General features: G+C 59.3%; 16 protein-coding genes and 3 tRNA genes. 8 read left to right on the forward strand and 11 right to left on the reverse strand.

The annotated features are described in order from the left end of the window. Positions 1-2: 2 nt before the first annotated feature. Complete coding sequence (glgB, locus tag ACRRNM_RS02900) at positions 3-2,156, reverse strand: 1,4-alpha-glucan branching protein GlgB (RefSeq protein WP_435626749.1); 2,154 nt, start codon at positions 2,154-2,156, stop codon at positions 3-5. Positions 2,157-2,244: 88 nt separating this feature from the next. On the opposite strand from glgB, the gene glgC reads away from it, so the two are divergent. From glgC to ACRRNM_RS02935, 7 genes are all read left to right on the forward strand, one after another. Continuing rightward, positions 2,245-3,570 (forward strand): glucose-1-phosphate adenylyltransferase, encoded by a 1,326-nt coding sequence (gene glgC / locus ACRRNM_RS02905; protein ID WP_435626750.1) that lies wholly within the window; start codon positions 2,245-2,247, stop codon positions 3,568-3,570. Between the two features lie 15 nt (positions 3,571-3,585). Continuing rightward, on the forward strand, positions 3,586-5,307 hold the full coding sequence (locus ACRRNM_RS02910; RefSeq protein ID WP_435626751.1) for a glycoside hydrolase: 1,722 nt from the start codon (positions 3,586-3,588) through the stop codon (positions 5,305-5,307). Positions 5,308-5,352: 45 nt separating this feature from the next. Beyond that, positions 5,353-6,855 (forward strand): 4-alpha-glucanotransferase, encoded by a 1,503-nt coding sequence (gene malQ / locus ACRRNM_RS02915; RefSeq protein WP_435626752.1) that lies wholly within the window; start codon positions 5,353-5,355, stop codon positions 6,853-6,855. 394 nt (positions 6,856-7,249) lie between these two features. Then, on the forward strand, positions 7,250-7,486 hold the full coding sequence (locus ACRRNM_RS02920; protein ID WP_435626753.1) for a hypothetical protein: 237 nt from the start codon (positions 7,250-7,252) through the stop codon (positions 7,484-7,486). Then, positions 7,483-7,923 carry a hypothetical protein gene (locus ACRRNM_RS02925; protein ID WP_435626754.1) on the forward strand — a complete coding sequence of 147 codons (441 nt, stop codon included), beginning with the start codon at positions 7,483-7,485 and terminating at the stop codon, positions 7,921-7,923. Before ACRRNM_RS02920 ends, ACRRNM_RS02925 begins: the two co-directional genes overlap by 4 nt. After that, entirely contained in the window at positions 7,920-8,378 is a 459-nt protein-coding gene (locus ACRRNM_RS02930; RefSeq protein WP_435626755.1) for a VC1465 family Xer recombination activation factor, read from the forward strand. The genes ACRRNM_RS02925 and ACRRNM_RS02930 overlap by 4 nt, the downstream gene beginning before the upstream one ends. Then, on the forward strand, positions 8,375-8,839 hold the full coding sequence (locus ACRRNM_RS02935) for a hypothetical protein (RefSeq protein WP_435626756.1): 465 nt from the start codon (positions 8,375-8,377) through the stop codon (positions 8,837-8,839). Before ACRRNM_RS02930 ends, ACRRNM_RS02935 begins: the two co-directional genes overlap by 4 nt. 165 nt (positions 8,840-9,004) lie before the next feature. Here ACRRNM_RS02935 and ACRRNM_RS02940 read toward each other — a convergent pair whose 3' ends face one another. From ACRRNM_RS02940 to ACRRNM_RS02985, 10 genes are all read right to left on the reverse strand, one after another. Continuing rightward, positions 9,005-11,008 (reverse strand): ATP-binding protein, encoded by a 2,004-nt coding sequence (locus tag ACRRNM_RS02940; RefSeq protein WP_435626757.1) that lies wholly within the window; start codon positions 11,006-11,008, stop codon positions 9,005-9,007. Continuing rightward, a complete protein-coding gene (locus ACRRNM_RS02945; RefSeq protein WP_435626758.1) occupies positions 11,005-11,850 on the reverse strand; it encodes an ABC transporter substrate-binding protein in 846 nt (281 codons plus the stop codon). The genes ACRRNM_RS02940 and ACRRNM_RS02945 overlap by 4 nt, the downstream gene beginning before the upstream one ends. A 69-nt stretch (positions 11,851-11,919) precedes the next feature. After that, a complete protein-coding gene (locus tag ACRRNM_RS02950; RefSeq protein ID WP_435626759.1) occupies positions 11,920-14,001 on the reverse strand; it encodes a TonB-dependent receptor plug domain-containing protein in 2,082 nt (693 codons plus the stop codon). Between the two features lie 118 nt (positions 14,002-14,119). Beyond that, positions 14,120-14,195, reverse strand: a tRNA-His gene (locus tag ACRRNM_RS02955). Between the two features lie 30 nt (positions 14,196-14,225). Continuing rightward, positions 14,226-14,302 (reverse strand) — tRNA-Arg (locus tag ACRRNM_RS02960). A 36-nt stretch (positions 14,303-14,338) separates the two neighbouring features. Continuing rightward, positions 14,339-14,415, reverse strand: a tRNA-Pro gene (locus ACRRNM_RS02965). A 39-nt stretch (positions 14,416-14,454) separates the two neighbouring features. Next, the gene (pgsA, locus tag ACRRNM_RS02970) at positions 14,455-15,027 is read right to left on the reverse strand and encodes a CDP-diacylglycerol--glycerol-3-phosphate 3-phosphatidyltransferase (RefSeq protein WP_435628627.1); all 573 of its coding nucleotides are present in this window, start codon (positions 15,025-15,027) and stop codon (positions 14,455-14,457) included. 190 nt (positions 15,028-15,217) lie between these two features. After that, complete coding sequence (uvrC, locus tag ACRRNM_RS02975) at positions 15,218-17,026, reverse strand: excinuclease ABC subunit UvrC (protein ID WP_435626760.1); 1,809 nt, start codon at positions 17,024-17,026, stop codon at positions 15,218-15,220. Positions 17,027-17,143: 117 nt separating this feature from the next. Beyond that, positions 17,144-19,279: a hypothetical protein gene (locus tag ACRRNM_RS02980; RefSeq protein ID WP_435626761.1), complete on the reverse strand. Its 2,136-nt coding sequence runs from the start codon at positions 19,277-19,279 to the stop codon at positions 17,144-17,146. A 59-nt stretch (positions 19,280-19,338) separates the two neighbouring features. Beyond that, positions 19,339-20,184, reverse strand: coding sequence for a 23S rRNA (adenine(2030)-N(6))-methyltransferase RlmJ (locus ACRRNM_RS02985; RefSeq protein ID WP_435628628.1), 846 nt, complete (start codon positions 20,182-20,184; stop codon positions 19,339-19,341). A gap of 123 nt (positions 20,185-20,307) precedes the next feature. Between ACRRNM_RS02985 and ACRRNM_RS02990 the strand changes: the two genes are divergently transcribed. After that, a complete protein-coding gene (locus ACRRNM_RS02990) occupies positions 20,308-20,853 on the forward strand; it encodes a pyridoxamine 5'-phosphate oxidase family protein (protein WP_435626762.1) in 546 nt (181 codons plus the stop codon). The last annotated feature ends 5 nt before the right edge of the window (positions 20,854-20,858 follow it).

Genomic DNA, 20,858 nt, shown 5'->3' on the forward strand with positions numbered 1-20,858 from the left:
GGTCAGGCTTCCGGCACGAGCACGATTCCCCCGAGCGGCGGCAGCACGATCTCGGCGGAGCAGGGCAGGCCCATCCAGGGGACAGCCTCCGCCTGGATCAGGCCGGCGTTACCGAGGTTGCCGCCGGCGTAATGTTCCGAGTCGCTGTTCAGCGCCTCGCGGTAGCGCGTCTGCGCCGGCAGGCCGATGCGGTAGCGGTTGCGCGGCACGGGGGTGAGGTTGAGCGCGACGATGGCAACGGAGCCGTCACGCGCGCGCCGCTGGTAGGACAGCACCGACTGCTCGGCGTCGTTGCAATCTACCCAGGAGAAGCCATCGTGCTGGAAATCCAGGTCGTACAGCGCGGGCAGCCTGCGGTAGAGCTTGTTGAGGTCGTGCATCAGATTCTGCACGCCGCGATGCATTTCCTCGCCCAACTGCCACCATTCCAGCTCCCAAGCCGATTGCCACTCGCGCCCCTGGGCGATTTCGTTGCCCATGAAGTTGAGTTTTTTGCCCGGTGTGGTCATCTGGTAGGTCATGAGCAGGCGCAGGTTGGCGAATTTCTGCCAGGCGTCGCCGGGCATCTTGGACAGCAACGAGCCCTTGCCGTGCACGACCTCGTCGTGCGAGAACGGCAGCACGAAGTTTTCGGTGTAGGCGTAGAGTTGGCCGAAGGTGAGCTGGTTGTGGTGATAGCGGCGATGCACCGGCTCATGGCGGAAATAGCTCAGCGTGTCGTTCATCCAGCCCATGTTCCACTTGATCGAAAAGCCCAGCCCGCCAAGGTAGACAGGGCGGGACACGGCAGGCCAAGCGGTGGATTCCTCGGCAAAGGTCAGTGCGCCGGGGAATTCCTCGTGCACCATGATGTTCATTTCGCGCAGGAAATCCACCGCCTCGAGGTTTTCGCGACCGCCGTATTTATTGGGGATCCACTCGCCTTCCTTGCGCGAGTAGTCCAGATAGAGCATCGAGGCGACTGCATCCACGCGCAGGCCGTCGAAGTGGAATTCGGCGAGCCAGTAATGTGCGCTGGACATCAGGAAGCTCTTCACCTCGTTGCGGCCGTAGTTGAAGACATGCGTGCCCCATTCCTCATGGAAGCCGAGGCGCGGGTCTTCGTGCTCGTACAGCGCAGTGCCGTCGAAGCATGACAGCGACCAGTCATCCTTGGGGAAGTGCGCCGGCACCCAGTCGAGGATCACGCCGATGCCCGCCTGGTGGCAACAATCGACGAAATGGCGCAGCTCATCCGGAGAGCCGAAGCGGCTGGTCGGTGCGAAATAGCCGGTGGCCTGATAGCCCCAGGATTCGTCCAGCGGGTGCTCGGAGATTGGCATCAGTTCGATATGCGTGTAGCCCATGCCCTTGACGTAGGGCACGAGGTCGGCGGCCAGCTCGCTGTAGGTGTAGAAGCGCCCATCGGGGTGGCGCTTCCACGAACCGGCATGCACCTCGTAGATGCTGATCGCGCTATGCAGCCAGTCCCACTGCCCGCGCCGCTCCATCCATTCGTTGTCCTGCCAGCAATGCCGGTTGGGCGGCGCGGCGAGGGCTGCCGTGCCGGGACGCAGTTCGTAGCCCTGCGCGTAGGGATCGGTTTTGGTCAGGAGGTTTCCGGTGTGGCGGTTGCGTATCTCGTAGCGGTACAGCGCGTGTTGCGGTATCCCGGGGACGAACAGTTCCCACACGCCGCTGGAGCCGAGGGAGCGCATCGGATGCACGCGGCCGTCCCAGCTATTGAATTCGCCCACCACGCTGACACGCTCTGCATTCGGTGCCCAGACGGCGAAGCGTACCCCCTCAATGCCATTGATCTCGATGCTGTGTGAACCCAGCATCCGGTAGCCCTGACGCAACCTGCCTTCACCGAACAGGTACAGGTCCTGCGGGGAAATATGCGGGGGGAACTGGTAGGGATCGAAGACTTCATGGGTCGTACTGCCGTAGTGCATGCGCAGGCGGTAGGGGCGGGGCGGTTCGCTGTTGCCGCGCCATTCGAAGACCCCGGCAGGGTGGATGCGCTTAAACGCGGCCTCGGCGTTGTTCAGCAGTTCGACATCGGTGGCATGCGGTTCATACACCCTGACCACCCACTCCGCACCCTCGCGGTGTAGGCCGAGCAGGCCGAATGGATCATGGAGACGAGCTTGCAGCAGCGATTCGATCGGCATGTTCACCTGTTCCACCATTGTTCTTGTCTAATGCAACGATTGTAAACGATAATGGTGGCGCGGCAACAAGGTAAATAAGGGAGAGCAAATGAAAGCTGAACCGGGTTACCTGCAAAGAAAATACCACCTCGCCACGGGGGAACCGGCATCGCGTTTTGTCAGCCGCATCACCAAGAATACCTATGCCATGGTGCTGGCCGGCGGCCGCGGTAGCCGCCTGTATCAACTGACCGACTGGCGCGCCAAGCCCGCCGTTCCCTTCGGCGGCAAGTTCCGCATCATCGATTTCGTGCTGTCCAACTGCGTGAATTCCGGTATCCGCCGCATCGGTGTCGCGACGCAATACAAGGCGCACAGCCTGATCCAGCATATCCAGCGCGGCTGGTCCTTCCTGAGCGGCCAATTCGGCGAATCCATCACCCTGCTGCCTGCGCAACAGCGCGTCAGTGAAGACCACTGGTATCAGGGAACCGCCGATGCGGTGTACCAGAACATCGACATCCTGCGCGAGGCCGATCCTGATTTCGTGCTGCTCCTGGCCGGGGACCATGTCTACAAAATGGACTACGGCAAGCTGCTTGCACTGCATGTCGAAAAAAAGGCCGACATGACCGTCGCCTGCCTGGAAGTGCCGGTGGCCGATGCGACCGCGTTTGGCGTGATGGGCATCGACGAACACTCCCGTGTCGTGAAATTCGACGAAAAACCCGCCCAGCCCGCATGCATTCCTGGCAAGCCGGACAAGGCGCTGGCCAGCATGGGCATCTATGTGTTCAACGCGAGCTTTCTCTTTGAACAACTGATCCGCGATGCCGATGACCCCCATTCCAGCCACGACTTCGGCAAGGATCTGATCCCCTACATGGTGCCGAGATATCGCGTGTTTGCGCAAAGCTTCGGGGAAAGCTGCGTGGGCATGGGTGACGGCATGGGACCCTATTGGCGCGACGTGGGCACTATCGATGCCTACTGGGAAGCCAACATGGAGCTGACCAAGGTTATCCCCGACCTGAACATGTATGACCAGGAATGGCCGATCTGGACGCATCAGGAACAGTTGCCGCCGGCCAAATTCGTGTTCGACGATGAGGACAGGCGCGGCATGGCCATCGACTCGCTGGTTTCCGGCGGGTGCATTATCAGCGGCTCGACGGTGCGCCGCTCGCTGCTGTTCTCCGATGTGCGTATCGACGGTTATTGCAACATCGAAGACTCGGTGCTGCTGCCCAAGGTGCATGTCGGGCGCCAAGTTACGCTGAGGCGCGTCATCGTGGACAAAAACTGCAGGATTCCTGAAGGACTGGAAGTAGGAGTCAATCCGGAAGAAGACCGCAAGCGCTTCCATGTCAGCCCGAACGGCGTGACGCTCATCACCCCGGAAATGCTCGGACAGAAAGTCCACAGCATCCGTTGACGCAAAAACATCACCATGAAAAAAGCCGTTGACCTGGTTTTTCTCTGGCACATGCACCAGCCGGATTACCGCGACTATTCCACTGGCGACTTCGTGCTGCCGTGGACCTACCTGCATGCCATCAAGGATTACACCGACATGGCCTACCATCTCGAACGGCACCCCAAGGTGCGCGTCGTGGTGAACTTCGTGCCGATACTGCTCGACCAGCTGGAAGACTATGCGGACCAGTTTGCCTCCGGACAGTTGCGCGATCCCTTGCTGCGCCTGCTGGCGCATGAGGACCTCCATGATCTGGCGCCGGAGCAGCGGCAACTGGTACTCGATGCGTGCTTCCGCAGCAACCACACCAAGATGATCGCTCCCTATCCGGCCTACAAGCGCCTGTCGGAACTATACAGCCACGTGCAGGAGGGCGGAGAGGTCGTGTCATCCTATTTGTCCGGGCAGTACATGGCTGACCTGCTGACCTGGTATCACCTGGTGTGGTGCGGCGAGAGCGTGCGCCGCGAGCATGAGCTGGTAGTGCGTTTGATGAGCCAGGGCACGGGCTTCAGCTACGAAGACCGAAAACAATTGCTCGAACTCGTCGGCGAGCTGATCAGCGGGGTCATTCCACGCTATCGCAAGCTGGCCGAAGCAGGGCAGATCGAGTTATCGGCCACGCCGCATTACCACCCGCTGGCGCCGCTGCTGATCGATTTTGCCTGTACCAGGGAGGCCATGCCCGGTGCGCCATTGCCCCAATCCCCGCATTACCCCAAGGGGCGGTCGCGCGTGACGGCACATGTCCGGCTGGCGAAGCAGAGCCATCACAAACGTTTTGGCGCCGAACCGCAGGGAATGTGGCCGGCCGAGGGATCGATTTCCTCGGAAACGCTGGAAGTGCTGGCTGCCGAGGGTTGCCGCTGGGCGGCCAGCGGCGAGAACGTGCTGGTCAACAGCCTGCGCCAGACACAACATACCGTTCCGGCACGCGCCCAATACCTGTACCGGCCTTACCAGCTGGAAAAAGGCGGCGATGGCCTGCAATGCTTCTTCCGCGACGACCGCCTGTCCGACTTGATCGGCTTCGAATATTCGCGGTGGCACGGCAAGGACGCCGCGCACCACTTCATCGATCAAGTCGTGGACATCGCGCAGCATGCCGCAGCAGGCGAGACACCCGTGGTGAGCGTGATTCTTGATGGTGAAAATGCCTGGGAATATTATCCGTACAACGGCTTCTATTTCATTGACGAGCTTTATACGACCCTCGAAACCCATGAACAGATACGCACCACCACCTACAGCGATTACCTCGAAAAACAGGGAAAAGCTCGCCATGCGGCCGACTATGCCCAAACACACAGCCTCGGAAATATCGTTGCGGGCAGTTGGGTCTATGGCAATTTCTCGACCTGGATAGGCTCGCCAGACAAAAATCGTGCATGGGACTTGCTATGCGTCGCCAAGCAGAGCTTCGACATGGTCATGTCCAGCGGCCGGCTCAGTCCGGCGGAACAGGAAGCGGCCGAGAGGCAGCTTTGTTCCTGCGAGAGCTCCGACTGGTTCTGGTGGTTTGGCGATTACAATCCCGCACACTCGGTGGCCAGCTTCGACCGCTTGTTCCGCCACAACCTGGCCGAGCTGTATCGCCTGCTGAAATTGCCGCCTCCGCTGAATTTATCGGAGCCTATCAGCCAAGGCAGGGGTACTCCCGAGGCGGGGGGCGCAATGCGGCGCGCTTCCGAATAGGCGTTGGCTGGTGCCATTTTCCAATAATCTAACCCTGACACGCCTATGCTAAGCATGCGAGCAAGCGGCATATTGCTTCATCCCACGTCGCTTCCCGGCAGGTTCGGTGCCGGCGACTTGGGGGAAGATGCGTACCGATTTGTCGATTGGCTGAAAAGTGCGGGCCAGACCTACTGGCAGGTTCTCCCACTGGGTGAGATCGGCCCCGGCAATTCTCCCTACATGTGCAAATCCGCCTTTGCCGGCAATGTCCTGCTGATCGACCTCGACGAGTTGGCAAAATACGGGTGGCTGGAGCAGGGGGATCTGAAGCCTCTTCCTGAATTCAGGGCTGACCGGGTTGATTTCGCACTGACGCTCCCCTTCCGCATGGAGCGTTTGCGCCGCGCCGCAAGAAAATTCTTTTCATTAAACAATGAAATGCATCATGAATATGAAGAATTTTGTGAGGACGAAAAAGCATGGCTTGATGACTACGCGCTGTTCATGGCAATCGCTGAACATCGTAATCAGGAATGGAATCTCTGGCCAGCCGACCTGGTTCGCCGCGACGTTCCGGCATTGAGCTGGGCGAGAATAGAGTATGCCGATGAGATTGGTTTCTGGAAATTCTGCCAATGGCGTTTCGCGCACCAGTGGTCCCGGTTGAAGGAATACGCCAACTCGCACGGTATATGGATTATTGGCGACGTGCCGATCTTTGTCGCCTACCAATGCGCCGACGTGTGGGCGCATCAGGAACTATTCAAGCTGGATGAAAACGGGCGCCCCCTGGTAGTTGCCGGGGTACCGCCCGATTATTTCAGCGAGACAGGGCAGTTATGGGGTAATCCCGTCTACCGCTGGGAAACCCACGAAGAAACGGGCTTTGCGTGGTGGGTGGCGCGTATGCGGCATGCGCTGCACCATGCCGATCTCGTGCGTGTCGACCATTTCCGGGGGTTTGCCGCCTACTGGGAGATACCTGCCGATGCGCCCAATGCCATCCACGGAAAATGGGTACCCGTTCCAGGAGATAAGCTATTGAATGTATTGCAGCAAAGCTTCCCGTATCTGCCCATTATCGCCGAAGACTTGGGAGTGATTACCCTCGATGTAGTCAAGCTTCGAGACAAATTCGGGCTGCCTGGTATGCGGGTTCTTCATTTCGCCTTTGCGGAGGGTGAAGCCAATCTTTTCCTGCCGCATCACTATATTCCGAATACTGTTGCCTATACCGGAACCCATGACAACGACACGACCATAGGCTGGTGGAATACGGTATCTGATAATGAAAAAGCCTTTGCGCTACAGTACCTGAAGAGCGATGGGCACGCCATTCAATGGGACATGATGCAGGCGCTCTCGGCCTCGGTAGCTAACACTGTCATTTTCCCCATGCAGGACGTCCTCGGTTTGACCAGCGAACATCGAATGAACTTCCCTGGACATCCGGCGGGGAACTGGGAATGGCGCTTTTCGTGGCTGCAGGTCGGGCAGGAGCATACTCAAAGGCTGTCCAGAATGTCCGCCGAGCATGAGCGGTTTCCTTATGGCCATCAGCCATAAGAGGAGAGAAGCAATTTGCCAACTGATTGAATATCCATTGGAAGCACTCTATCCTGTATTTGACATAATATACATTATGCGTATTTCAGAAAGACCGAACCCGGAACGGTTCGCGGTACGGTTTCGCCCAAAAAGCCGGATTTGACAGAATCCCGCTTATCCGTCGAGCCGCCCTCCCGTCCAGCCAGTTGGAAAAGTCCGGGTCGTATGTAATACCCGGACAAACTCCGATGGGTCGGACACCAAAACCAGCCCACAAAATCCCGCAATTCCTTACGGCGCGCGGCTCACCGCATTTCCGACCCCGAAAAACAACTGTTCCGACTTTTGCCGACGATTTCAATGGGTTTGCGGGGCGTTTTCTGCCGGTTTGTCCATCCTGCCGGAGGCTCCCATGAACGCCCCGGAAAAGCTCCCCCAAGCCGAGGCCGAACTGTGCACGATCATCCTGTCGTGGTCGGATGCCCTGCTGGTCATGGGCAGCTTCCAGCAGGCCTTGAAGCGCACTGAGCGGGACTTCTCCCTGGGCAAGTGCATCGCCGCCGATCTCGAGAGCGAAACTGCGATCGCCAGCGAACTGCAACGGCAAGTGCTGTTCCGGTTGCCGCCCTCGCAAGGGAGGCAGCCATGAACGAGTCCAGCGTTACCCTGCACCAGCAGGCCGGAGCCTTGACGCTGAAAGCCTTTGCGGAGCGCGAAGGCATGACGTTCGGGCAGGTGGTTCGCTACGCGAAAAGCGGCTGGATTCTCGGCGCACGCAAGGATGCGCGGTCGAAGAAATGGAGCATCTACCCGCCTGCCAAGCTGCTGAAGCACCCCCGGAAGCGGGGCGCGCCGGGGGTTGCCGCCTCACTCGATTCGCTCCCGTGCGGTTCTGCCGTGGCGGTCGAAGCTGGCGCGAAGTCGGGGCGGTCGAGTCAGTACGCGCCGCCCGTCGAGGCCGAAGGCATCCGCCCTCCTGCCGGTCGGGTTTTGGAGGCGGCGAGCGTCTTCACCTCGCCGGAGCGCGCATCGGATTCCATCTGGCAGAAGCTCCAAGCCATGAGCCAGCACGGGAGGCTGCCATGAGCCGCTTGCCACGCTCCCGCCGCTACATCGACCCGCAGGACTTCCGCGATCTGCGCAAGCAATCCGGCCTGACACGCCGGGAAGCTGCCGTGGCTCTCGACGTTACGCCGCGCACTATCCAGAACTGGGAAAACGGCGGCGCGCGCATCCCGTGGATGGCCTACCGGATGCTCCGCATCCTGCGCGGCTACGCCCTGCCTCGCAAGGAATGGGAAGGCTGGACGGTGCGCGGCGGCTTCTTGGTTGCTCCGAACGGTCGGTTTTTTGATGTCAGCTACCTGGAGAATCTGGAGATGGTTTACGAACAGGCGCGGCTGTGGCGGCTGATGTATTCGCGCTCGGGACGCGCTAGAACCGCCGAGCGGGTCATCCCCTTCCCTGACCTTAGGCGAACCCTTGTCGAGGCTCCAAACGAGCCGCAGGCGCAAATTAGATGCATTGGAGGTGCACAGTGACCAAGGAAAAAAACTGGATGGACTGGGCGCCCGAGAAGAACGGCATCTTGCCGGGTATCGCGGAGCAAAGCCGGGCAGGCTTCGACCCGCAGGGGCGTGACTGCACGGCTGCTCCTCGATGCCCCAAGCCGTTCGATGCTCTCGGGGCAGTGATGGACAGCGAATCGGCCGGCCAGCCAACCCCGAAAGGCGCAAAGCTCGTATCCGCCCCTGGCATGTTTGGCGGCTCATTCGTGCCGGTGTCCTTCGTGGCGAAGGATTGGAGCGTCACGCCCCGGCGCATCCGTGCCCTGCTTGCTGCCGGACGGCTGCAAGGGCGCTTGCAGGAAAACGGATATTGGGAGGTTCTCTACCCCTACTCGTTCACCTTCGGGACGCGTGGCCCCTCCTTGAAGCGGCAGCAGCGACCGCCGAAACGCCCCCGGCTGGTCGTGGATAACACGGAACAGAGGGCGGAATGATGCGCAAAGACCATTTGACAGCAAGGGAGAAAATCATGACTATGCACGAAGTCGGTACAGTTTCACCGAAACAAAACACTATCAAAAACAGCGCAATGCGTTTGATTCCATATACATTATGCGTTTTTCAGGTCGAGCCCAGTATGGTTCGCGGTAAGCACCACCTTAACTCTGAGTAGTATTCCCCTGCAGTAAGTGCACTATCAGCGACCTGAGCTTGGCTGGTCTGACTGGCTTATGCAGCAAGTGATGTCCGCTGACGCTGGCCAGCTTCAGAACTGTCTGGCTGATATCACCGCTGATCAAAATACAGGGCATCTGCTGATTCTGGTGCCGGCGCACCAAGTCGATGACATCAATGCCGTTCGTATTGTTTTCCAGTTGGTAGTCGCTGATGATCAAATCCCATTCGGCACCGTTGCGCATGAATTGCTCTACCTGCGTAATTGATGCGGCCGCGCTTACCTGGCAGCCCCAGGAAGACAAAATAACGGCCGTACTGGATAACACCGCTGCGTCGTCATCGACGATCAGCAACCTCTTTCCGGCCAAGGGCAATTTTTCGGCCTCCTGGCTGGAGGCAACCTGCTCAGCCGCAACAGGAGGCCTGCCGGAGATGGCTGCAATCGGCACTTCTAGAGCGAACACGGATCCCTTGCCGGGAGCGGAGAGCAATTCGATGCGGTGCCCGAGCAATTTCACGAGGCGGTCCACAATGGCTAGCCCCAATCCCAGCCCCTTGCTGGTATCCAGCTGCGGCTGCGCCAACTGGAAAAACTCGCGGAATACGTTTTCCTGGTCGGCTTTTGAAATGCCTACACCGTTGTCACGCACCTCGATGCGCAAGGAATCCCCGCGACGGCGGCATGCAACCATCACGCTGCCGTTCTGGTAGGTATAGCGTATCGCATTGCTGACCAGATTCGCCAGAATGCGCTCCAGCAGCAGCGGATCGCTGGTGACAAATCCTGTGCAAGGCCGGACAACCAGACGGATATTCTTGACGCTGGCGAGCATCTGGTAATCTGCCGCGATACGCCCGAGGATGGTATTTACTGCGCAGGTCTGGATCTGCGGGATCATCGTGCCCGCATCCAGCTTGGAAATATCGAGCAAGGCATTCAGCAGCGTGGAAAGCGCTTCGATGGAATGCTCCACCTGTTCAACCAGATGGCGTTGCTCGGCATTGGATACCCTGCGCTGCAGCTCGGCGACATATAAGCCCAGGGCGTGCAGCGGCTGGCGCAAATCATGGCTGGCCACCGCCAGAAAATGGCTTTTATCGTAGCTGGCGCGTTCCGCCTCTTCTTTCTTGGCTCTCAAAGCCTGGGTCGCCGCTTCTATCCGCTGTTGCAGCATTGCATGTTCGAGTTGCAGTTGCGTAGCCATCTCGTTCAGCCCCTGCTCCAGGGTATTCAGCTCGCTGACATGGGTTTCCAGGGAAATGCGCGTGGCAAGGTTTCCCCTGCCTATCGCCTGTACGGCATTACTGAGGTTGCGGATGGGGCGGGTAATGCTGCGGCTTGCGAGATACACCAGATAGAAAAATAATCCCAACACCAAAGAAGTAACCGCGACGGTAACCTTGAGCATCCGCATCTTGGCCGCTTCGATGCGCTGTTTGTTCATTTCCACGATGATTGCGCCTATCTTCTGTGCGGCAGCCGGCTTCTTGCCGCCGGTATCGTCCAGAATGATCTGCTCAGGGATGATCGGCTGGTATATCCATACGCTTTCCTCGTTGCTGCGCACCGGCGTCAGCAAATTTGCCTCTTCACCAGCGGCCAGCTGTTTCATGCCGGCCTGGCCGGCAAGATAGTCGCTTGCCGCCAGACTCACTTCGGTAAATGCACTCTTGGGCGGGCGGGAAAATTCTCCGGCACTGGCCAGAGTTTCAAAGGATGAATCCAGAATAATCACCCCGCGCACGTCAGGCTGTTGCATGCCGCCGTTGGCAATATTTTGCAGGAATGAAAGGTTATTCGAAAAGACGCCGTATTCGCCGCTCGAAGCAAGCTGGCGGGCTATCGACTTGCCGCGTTCCAGCAGATTTGTTTCCAGATCGGAGAAACGGCCATGCAGGAAAAACGATTCCAGGCTGACCGCCATGATGAACAGCGGGATCAGCGTCAACCAGGCGACTTGTTGGCGTATGCTGAACTGTTTCACCGCCTCCCCTCCCCGGCTTTATCCATGCGTTCGCGAATTGTTTCCGGCGGGTCCAGGGCGATCCCGAGCGAGCGCGCAACCTGCTGGTTTAACCCGACACTGAACAACATGGGATACTGCGGCTCGGGCAATTGCCCGCTTCTTGAAAATGAAATGATTGTATCAGCGGTCTGGCCGGCAATCTGTTCGGGTGTGGAAAAAACGGCCCCCAGCGCACCGGCATTGACATACGCCTGCGAGATGCCAATCAATGGGACTTTGTGCCGGTAGCTGGTCAGCAGGATGTTGCGCACATTGCTGCTGCTGTAGATTTCGCTATCGGGGATGACCAGCAGCACATCGCTGTTGTTCAGGATGTTTTCCAGCGTAGCAAACAGGTTTTCGACGGAAGTCGATTGAGCGTTGAGCGACATTCCTCGCGGCAAGCGAGGGAGGGTGATGCGGGCATCCGACGAATACAGGATGCCAACCGTCTTGTAGGCAGGGAGAGCAGCCTGGATAAAATTCAGCTGCCTGCCCCATGGTTGATCCAGATAGATCGCCGATACCGCCTTGTTACGATGGCGCAGGGACGGGCTTTCGAGCAATGATTCATATCCCATCCTGGGGACCATTACCCCCAATACCGGCGCATCCGATTTTGCAATAGCAAGCTCTGTCGCCTTCATGCCAACGGCAATGACCAGCCTGGCATCAGCCCCGTTGCCGGCCGGTGATTCAAAAACCTTCACATCGGCCTTGCTTGCAGCAAGCGCCGTTTTGAGGGCGGCCGAGAATTGCTGGTAGGGCTGGCTGCTGTCGCTCAACATCAGGCGCACGCCCAGTGTTTCCGCCTGTGCCATGGCTGTCAGCAGCGCAATTGCGCTTGATAACGACAGGATGGCAAGTCGACGGAGCATTGGCGGCGAGGCTTAATAACCCAATGTTGCGGTGAGATAGGCGCGACGCTTATGCCTGGTTTGTGTGCTGTAGTCGAAATAATGGTCGCTCAGCGCATTTTGTACTACAAGGGCGATTTCTCCTCCGCCCGATCCTCTTTTTTTGCTTTGCCATCCGCCAAAACTTTGAGCCACCCGAAAATCCACGTAGCGCGTCAATGGCTGCATGAGTCCGGCATCCAGCGATCGAACCGGATCTGTATGGTAAAGCCCAGTGCTGAACTGCAACCCCTCATGGAAATCATGGGAAAACAGCAGGCTGGCGCTATTCAACGGCACGGTCTGGGAGTATTTGTTCGCATAATCTATCAACGCGGTATTGACCGACGCAACGGGCGAAACCCGCGACGGAGTTGCGCCGGTAACCTGATGCGCGTAGTTTACGGTCAGTCTGCTGCGTGCCCCCAGATTGTAATTGAGGGTGCCTTCCAGCCCGCTGTAAAAAGCGTTGAAATCGCTCTTGAAGCTTTTCGGGGTCACGATTGAGTTGGCATCCGCAACGAGATCTACCCAGATGATATTGCTGATCTGGTCGTGATAGGCCCTGACATCAAGCGTCGAACCGGCTTCGTCCAACTGCCCGATATAGCCGATTTCCCGGGAAATCGCTTTTTCCGGCCCCAACCCGCCAGCCGCCGAAACGTTGTGCCACGTCCATTGTTTGCCGGCTACGTTGTTTAAGCGAACAGATTGATTCCCCAACTCCTCAACCATTTCGGGGTTGCGGTAGGCGACCGAAACGCTGGCACGCAGCGTATCTCGCGGTGTCAGGTGGTGGTTATATGAAACGCGCGGCGAAACGCGCGATTGTCCCAGCGCATTTTTTTCCGCCATTCCCCCGATGTTTATGAGGTTTGTCGGGGTGATGCGCCACTCGTCGTGAGCGAACAGGCGATACTCCCGCCACGTTGGCGAATACCGCAAATTATTTGGAGCGTTTGCCGAATCATGGCGCGCTCCCATCCCCCACACCACACGATTGTCGGAAGAGATATTCAGCGTATGCTGCATTTCGAGATCGTGGCGGTGTATGACGGCATCATCAAAAGCCGGGTAACGCCCCGAAGCGATCAGATTCAATGGGAACGCGCAGGTGGCGCAAGACCTGCTGTATCGCTCATCTTTCGTATTTCTGCCGATATGGTAGTAATTGACCTGGAGATCGCTGTCTCCGCCGAAAGTGTGCAGCCAGGTAAACTGTTCAAAATCGGAACTGACCTTCTGGTCGCGCAACGTGGAAAAAATCCCGGTTGCATTCAAACCTGGATTCTGGTCTCCGAGTTGCCGCGAAGAGTCGCTGTATCCAAGCTGAATATCCAAACTGTCGCTGCCAGTCGGGCGATAGTTGACTCGGGTATTGATCAATTGCGTGCGACTGGTATCGTTCAGCGGGATAGTGGCGACATCTGACATGGGATCAAAGCCGCTGTCGCCGCGTGAGGCCAGCGTCACCCGATAATCCCAGTTCTCTCCCGCTCCGCCAAAACGAGCCACAAGGTCAGAAACACTAGCCTCCCCCCATCTGGTGGAAACCTCTGCCTTGCGAGCATCGGAAGCATGGCGTGTGGAAATATTGATCACACCCTGCACGGAATTTGAGCCATGCGAAGCTGCCGATGGGCCGCGCACGACCTCGATTCGATCTATATCCCCGATATCCAGCGGGAGTTCCGCCCAGTCCACATGCCCGAATATAGGCAGGTAAATCGAGCGGCCATCGACCAGTACCTGCATCCTGCGCGCATAAGCATCGGTAATGCCGCGGTACGACACAATGGGTGTGTGCCCGTTCTCATATGCCACGTACATGGAAGGTACCAGCTTGAACAGGTCAGCGATGTTGCGCGCGCCGGAGGCCACGATCATCTCCCGGTCTATCACCGTGATCGCGTTGGGCGTCTCCGAAATCGGCTGTGAAAGCCGCGAAGCGCTGAGCACAACGGGCAAATCCTGGAAATAATCCTGCTCGCTTGGATAGTCGGCAGATCTAGCGTCTCCGCTGGACATGCCAATTAATAAGGCGGCTACAGGCAGCCGCTGCAATAACTGCTTCATGCTTCTTAATCCCTCTCCCGATTGCGTTTTTTGTTTTGAACTGGTTATTGCCAGGCGATGGCCTGCAATATAGCTACGCGCGATTATACGGGGGAATGATGGAAGATGGCGTGGATATTGGGGTGGCTGATGGGACTCGAACCCACGACAACCGGAATCACAATCCGGGACTCTACCAACTGAGCTACAGCCACCACTGATGAAACAACTTGCTTGTCCGACACTGGCGTGCCCGACAGGAATCGAACCTGTAACCCCCAGCTTAGAAGGCTGGTGCTCTATCCGGTTGAGCTACGGGCACAATTCTTTTCGCGGCGCGTAAATTACTACTGGAACCTGGTCGGGGTGGAGAGATTCGAACTCCCGACATCCTGCTCCCAAAGCAGGCGCGCTACCAGGCTACGCTACACCCCGAAGGCTGCGCATTATACAGGCGCAGACTTATAAATCAATTCAGTTCTGGTATTTTTTCAGCCTGGGCGAGGCCAGCATCAGGTAGTAACCCATCGACCACAGGGTCAGCAGCGCGGCGAGATACAGCAGCAGTGAACCGACCATCTGGCAGTCGATTCCCAGCAGGCGTTCGTGGTACAGCAACAGCAATATCGCGAGCATCTGGAAAGCGGTCTTGATTTTGCCCAGCATGGAAACCGCGACACTCCGGCTTTCGCCGAGCTTGGCCATCCACTCGCGCAACGCGGAGATGGTGATTTCGCGGCCGATGATGATGAAGGCAATGATTGCGTCGGCGCGCCCCAGCTTGACCAGCACGATCAAGGCGGCAGCCACCATCAGCTTGTCCGCCACCGGGTCGAGGAATGCGCCAAAGGCGGAAGACTGATTCAGTTTGCGTGCCAGATAGCCATCCAGCCAGTCGGTTATCGCGGCCAGCATGAAGATGCCGGTACTGATCAGGTTTTTCAGTTGCGGAGCAAGGGTGGTGTCAGGTAGATAAAAAACCGTGACGAATACCGGAATGAGCAGGATTCTCAACCAGGTAAGCAAATTGGGTATGTTGCTGAACATGCGCTCAGTGTAGCCGCTGATAAATCCTTTCAGCAACAGGATTCTCAACAGGCTGTTGAAAAACGTAGCGAGGATGGTCAAATGCAAGGCGCACGGAACGCAGCAACCGAGACATACCTTGTAGGTAGGCGAGGTTGTGAGTACCGCGCAACGCCGCAGATGAGCACCGCAGTAGTTTTTCGACAGCCTGTTAATGGAGTTGCTGGTAAATCTTCTCGGCAAGCGCCTTGCTGATTCCTTCCACTTGAGACAACTGTTCCACACTGGCCTGCGCCACTTCGCGCAAGCCGCCGAAATGGGTCAGCAGGCTGCGCCGCCGCTTGTCCCCTACCCCGCTGATTTCCTCCAGGCTGGAGGCGGTGCGCGCCCTGCCGCGCTTGGCGCGGTGCCCGGTGATGGCAAAGCGGTGCGCCTCGTCGCGGACTTGCTGGATCAGATGCAGCGCAGGATCGTCGCTGCGCAACTGCCTGGCCGTGCCATCGGGAAAAACCAGCTGTTCCAGCCCTGCCTTGCGCTCCTCGCCCTTGGCGACGCCGATCAGGGCCAGATCGTTCAAACCCAACTCATGCATCACCTCAAGTGCAACATGCAACTGACCCAGCCCGCCGTCGATCAGGATCAGGTCGGGGCGCGCACCCTCCCCCGCTGACAGCTTCTGGTAGCGGCGCGTCAGCGCCTGGCGCATCGCCGCATAATCGTCGCCCGCGGTGATGCCGGTGATGTTGTAGCGGCGATACTGCGTCGAACGCATATCGAGGTTCTCGTAAACCACGCAGGAAGCCACCGTTGCCTCGCCCATCGTGTGGCTGATGTCAAAACACTCGATGCGCTGCAAGTCAGGCATGTCCAGCAGCTCGCGCAGCCTGTCCAGGCGCAGCTTCTGCCCCCCCTGCTGCATTTTCCGCTGCTGCAATGCCAGCAGTGCGTTGCGTTGCGCCATCTCCAGCCACTGCCTGCGCTCGCCGCTCGCGGCCTGGCTGATCTTTACCGTGCGTCCGGCCTGTTCGCTGAGCAGCTGCGCCAACGTCTCGTCATCACATGCCGCATCCAGCACCAGCAGCGGCGGCACGCTGCGGTTCAGGTAATGCTGCGCGATGAACGCCTGCACGATCTCGTCCGCCGGCAGGCCTTCGGCATGCTCCGGAAAGAAGCTCTTGTCGCCCAGATGCCTCCCGCCGCGCACCATCGCCAGGTTCACGCAGGTCAGCCCATCCTGTTGTGCGAGTGCGATGATGTCGGCATCGGTCGCCCCGCCGGTGGATTCGACGAACTGTTTCTGCTGCACGGTATACAGCGCGCGCAACTGGTCGCGCAGCACGGTGGCCTGCTCGTAGTGCTGCGCCTCCGCCGCCTGCTCCATCGCGGCGCGCATGGCCTGCTCGACCTCCTGCTGCTTGCCCTGCAGCAACAGCATCGCGTTGCGGATGTCGGCCTGGTACTCCTCCTCCGAAATCAGCTTCACGCACGGCGCGGTGCAGCGCCCGATCTGGTGCAGCAGGCAGGGGCGGGTGCGGTTGTTGAACACGCTGTCCTCGCAGGTGCGGATGCGGAAAATCCTCTGCAGCAACTGGACGCTTTCCTTGGCTGCGTACGCATTCGGATAGGGGCCGAAGTACTGATCCCGGCGGTTGGGCGCGCCGCGGTAATAGGTCAGGCGCGGGAATTTGTGCCCGGTCAGCACGATATACGGATAGGACTTGTCGTCGCGAAACAATATGTTATAGCGCGGCTTTAAGGATTTTATAAGGTTGTTTTCGAGCAGCAGCGCCTCGGCTTCGGTGCGCGTGACCGTGGTCTCAATGCGTGCAATATGCGACACCATCAGGCCTATGCGCGGCGAAACATTGGTTTTCTGGAAGTAGGAGGTAACGCGCTTCTTCAGTTGCCTGGCCTTGCCGACGTACAGCACCTCACCCCTGGCGTCGAAGAAGCGATACACCCCCGGCAGCAGCGGCAGGTTGTCGAGGATGGGTTTCGGGTCGAATTTTTCAGCGTTCAAGGTGTGTCGCAATATCTTCAATGGCCGCCTCGAATATCGCCGCGGTCAGGGCGTCTGGCAAGGGCACCTATCATAGAGCGTCAAATGGCGCGACAGTTCAGGCCACACGCGGCCAGCCTAGCTGTGCCCGAAGAAGCCGACGTACCACAGCACAACCAGCGCGCAAAAGCCCGCTGCGATGATCAGGTAATAAGGCCAGAGTACCTGCTTCTCCGCAAACGGATCGAACAGCGAGCGGTTCGCGCCCTCCGGCAACTCGGCCATTCCGGTCAATGACGTGCCGAACGGGATGTTGATGCGTGCCCGCGCGTTGATCGCCCAGCCGTTGGCATCCAGGATAGGCGCGAGGTTGCGCCGCTTCAGCTTGAACCAGGCCATCGCCATGGACGGACCGGAAATCAGCAGCATCAGGCCGGCTATCGCCAGCGGTATCTGCCAGAATTTCAGCCCCAGCACGCCGCTGACTATCGAGGCGAGGATGCCGCCGATGGCGCCGATCGCCAGGCCGATCGCCGCGAAGATACCGGCGAACTTGCCCACGTCGAACGGCGGCTTGGGTGCGGCTGGGGGCGCCTCGACAGCGGCCTTGCCGCCCTCCGCTGCCGCCTTGATCAACTGGCTGTCCACGGCGCCGGCCTTTGTTGCCGCGAGCTTCTGCAACTGTTCGCTGATCATCCTGGACAACTTCTTGTAGGGCGACCAGAACGCCTGGCGGATGCTGATCGGATGATCGATGATGCGTACGATGCTGGCATCCCAGTCCTGGCCTTTGCGGTCATAGAAAATGCCGTTGCGCCCGACCATCAGGTAATCCGAATCGCCAGCGGTGAAGGCGGCGGCGATGCTCATCTTTTCCGTACCGCCGCTGCGCACGCAATCGCAATACGCGAGGCAGAATCCGCCCATGCCGGCAAGCACGGCATGCTTGGCCACGTCCTCGACCTTGACGCACAACTCGCAACTGCGCCCGTCGAGGTAGAGCGTCCCGACCTGGAAGATCGCCTTGTCCTTGCCGGTGTAGAAGTTGCGGAACGAAACGAAGTTGTTCACCAGCCGGAACAGGTCGCGGTTGTAGCGCAGCAGCTTTTCCACCAGGCGGGCCGCCTTCACCTCGGCCTCAATGGCCTTGTCCTGCGCCATCAGGCCGTCGAGTGCGACCTGGTGTCCGTTGCCGAGGATCACGCGGATACGCGCGATGCCGAGCTGCTCGACATTGCCCGCGGGTTTTTCCGCCAGCCAGGCCTCAAAGGCCGCGAACCTCGCGCACAGCGCGGCCCAGTCCGGCGCGCTCAGGCTTTTCTTTTCGCCGAGCAGCGGCTTGATCACCAGATCGCGCAACGCATCCAGCCTGGCCTGCCAAGCCGGATTGGTGCCGGAGGTCAGGGAGAGCGGCTTGTCCGCCTCTATGGTCGCAAGCGGGAAATCCGCCACCTCCCGGCTCTCTGCCGAGAGGCTCTGTGCGGCGAGCCGCTGGTAATCCTCGGCAGAGCGGCTCAGCGGCACGGCTGCACGCGCGTCATAGGCCGCGAGCTGGCAGCGCGTGAAATAGTCGCTGACCTTGTCCTTCACGGCGTGAAAGGCCTCTGCCGCCGCCATGGTCTTATCGCCCAGCAAAAGGATGGCGGCGTTACCCTCGCCTTTGGCTTGCCAGGCCGCGTAGGCGGCGGCCTCGGCAAAGAACCTGTCGGCGATCTCGCGGTTGATGCCGGCTTCGCCGCTCAGGTCCGCCACCGAGCCGGCGCATTTGACGATGTCCTCGACCGTCGCGTGCAAGCTGGCGTCGCGTATCCGCCCGGCGCAGATCACCCCGTCGCCGTTGAACTCCTGTGCCGCCATGAATTTCTCGATGTCCGCCATATCGGCAAGCGAGATCGCCGTCGCATCCGGCTTGCCGAGGCCCCTCAAGATATGCCGCGCCGAGGCCAGCAGCTGCTTGCCCTCTTCGTTACTGTCGTCGATATCGGCCAACGCCAGGCTGTCCGATTCCTTGACCAGCAGATCGGCATTCTTCAGCAGCCCCCCTGCCCACTCGATGGCCGCCAGCACCTCGTTGGCTCGCACATGGCCGTCGGTGTCGCTGTCGATCAGGTCCAGCGTCCGGCTATCGAATTCGAGGCCGCGTGTCGGGCAGCCCAGCGCCACCCACAGTTTCTGGTCCAGTTCCTTCAGCGCCAGCAGATCCGCGCCGCAGTCGAGCTGCACCTGGTCGAAGCCGCCTGCCCGGAAAAAATTCCATGTATGCGATGTGGCCATATGCGCTCCTTAGTCTTAGAGTTGAGTTGAAGGCAGGACGATTATACAAGGTGGGAAGGTCAGTTTTCCCGATACTCCAGCGTATACCCCGCACCTTCGTCCTGCCCCAAATGCTGCGCCAGATAGGGCATGCTTTCCTGCAGCATTTCATGCAGGATCCACGGCGGGTTGATGATGAACATGCCGCTGCCGTGCATGCCGAACCCGTCCGCGCTGGGAGTTTGCACGCTGAGCACGGCATGCAGCCAGCTCTTTACCGGCAGTTGCCTGAGCTGCTCCGGCAGCTGCTGCGCCTCGGCACGCTGCAACTGCGGATACCACACCGCATAAATTCCGTTGGCGAAGCGCTTCAGCCCCTCGCGCAAGGCCGAAACCACGCGCCGATAATCCTGCTTGTCCTCGTACGGCGGGTCGATCAGCACCAGCGCGCGGCGTGGTGGGGGCGGTAGCAGGGCCTTTAGCGCGCCGAAGCCATCGGCCTCCTGGATCAGCACCTGCGCCTCGTGGCCGGCAAAATTTTCCCGCAGGATTTCGCTGTCGGTCGGATGCAGCTCGAACAGCCGCAGCCTATCCTGCTCGCGCAACAACTCCAGCGCAACCAGCGGCGAGCCGGGATAGAGCTTCATCTGCCCGTCCGGGTTGAGGCGCTTCGCCAGCTCGACATATTCCGCCAGCGGCGCGGGCAGATCGTCACGCTGCCACAGCCGCGCGATGCCGCTCTCGTATTCCGCATTCTGCACGGCATAGCCGGTGTCCAGCGCATAGCAGCCCGCCCCGGCATGGGTGTCGATGTACCAGAACGGCTTGTCTTTCTGCGCCAGATAGCGCAGCAACTGCACCTCGATAAAGTGCTTCAGCACGTCGGCATGGTTGCCGGCGTGGAAGGCGTGGCGGTAACTCAGCATGAATTCGTAAACCGGAAATGCGCAAGGCGCGATTGTGCCACGCCCGCCCGGATAATGCGCCATCTGGTAAAGCACCCGCAATGTCCGGTATATTGGCTGCCGGACAATTTCCGGGTGAACGAAATGGGCAAACTCTATACGCAGTTGAACGACGAACTGGCGCACTTCATCCAGCAGCAGAAAATCTTCTTTGTCGGCACCGCCGCGGAGGACGGCAGGGTCAACGTATCGCCGAAAGGCCTGGACACCCTGAGCGTCGTCACGAAAGACCGCGTCGTCTGGCTCAATCTCACCGGAAGCAGCAACGAGACGGCGGCGCACCTTCGCGAGAACGACCGCATCACCCTGATGTTCTGCGCCTTCGAGGGCGACCCGCTGATCCTGCGCCTGTACGGCCGTGCCCAGGTATTCCACCCGCGCGACGCGGAATGGGACAGTCTCGTCACCCTCTTCCCCGCGCTTCCCGGCGCGCGCCAGATCATCGACATGTCGATCGACCTGGTGCAGACCTCCTGCGGCTTCGGCGTGCCGTTTTTCGATTTCAAGGCTGACCGGGAACAACTGGAAGAATGGGCCGGGAAAAAAGGCCCGGAAGGCATACGCAAATACTGGGAAGAGAAAAACCAGATAAGCCTGGACGGCAGGCCCACGGGCATCATCGCGGAATAAGCGAA

The sequence above is a fragment of the Ferrigenium straubiae genome (genome assembly GCF_051257895.1).
Lineage (GTDB): Bacteria > Pseudomonadota > Gammaproteobacteria > Burkholderiales > Gallionellaceae > Gallionella > Gallionella straubiae.

What these genes read in the sequence shown, in the direction of transcription:
- ACRRNM_RS02920 (WP_435626753.1), top strand. Translation starts at nt 7,250, where the DNA reads ATGAACGCCCCGGAAAAGCTCCCCCAAGCCGAGGCCGAACTGTGCACG.
- ACRRNM_RS02930 (WP_435626755.1), top strand. Translation starts at nt 7,920, where the DNA reads ATGAGCCGCTTGCCACGCTCCCGCCGCTACATCGACCCGCAGGACTTC.
- glgB (WP_435626749.1), bottom strand. Translation starts at nt 2,156, where the DNA reads ATGCCGATCGAATCGCTGCTGCAAGCTCGTCTCCATGATCCATTCGGC.
- ACRRNM_RS02980 (WP_435626761.1), bottom strand. Translation starts at nt 19,279, where the DNA reads ATGGCCACATCGCATACATGGAATTTTTTCCGGGCAGGCGGCTTCGAC.
- ACRRNM_RS02985 (WP_435628628.1), bottom strand. Translation starts at nt 20,184, where the DNA reads ATGCTGAGTTACCGCCACGCCTTCCACGCCGGCAACCATGCCGACGTG.
- pgsA (WP_435628627.1), bottom strand. Translation starts at nt 15,027, where the DNA reads ATGTTCAGCAACATACCCAATTTGCTTACCTGGTTGAGAATCCTGCTC.
- ACRRNM_RS02945 (WP_435626758.1), bottom strand. Translation starts at nt 11,850, where the DNA reads ATGGCACAGGCGGAAACACTGGGCGTGCGCCTGATGTTGAGCGACAGC.
- glgC (WP_435626750.1), top strand. Translation starts at nt 2,245, where the DNA reads ATGAAAGCTGAACCGGGTTACCTGCAAAGAAAATACCACCTCGCCACG.
- ACRRNM_RS02925 (WP_435626754.1), top strand. Translation starts at nt 7,483, where the DNA reads ATGAACGAGTCCAGCGTTACCCTGCACCAGCAGGCCGGAGCCTTGACG.
- malQ (WP_435626752.1), top strand. Translation starts at nt 5,353, where the DNA reads ATGCTAAGCATGCGAGCAAGCGGCATATTGCTTCATCCCACGTCGCTT.
- ACRRNM_RS02910 (WP_435626751.1), top strand. Translation starts at nt 3,586, where the DNA reads ATGAAAAAAGCCGTTGACCTGGTTTTTCTCTGGCACATGCACCAGCCG.
- ACRRNM_RS02990 (WP_435626762.1), top strand. Translation starts at nt 20,308, where the DNA reads ATGGGCAAACTCTATACGCAGTTGAACGACGAACTGGCGCACTTCATC.
- ACRRNM_RS02950 (WP_435626759.1), bottom strand. Translation starts at nt 14,001, where the DNA reads ATGAAGCAGTTATTGCAGCGGCTGCCTGTAGCCGCCTTATTAATTGGC.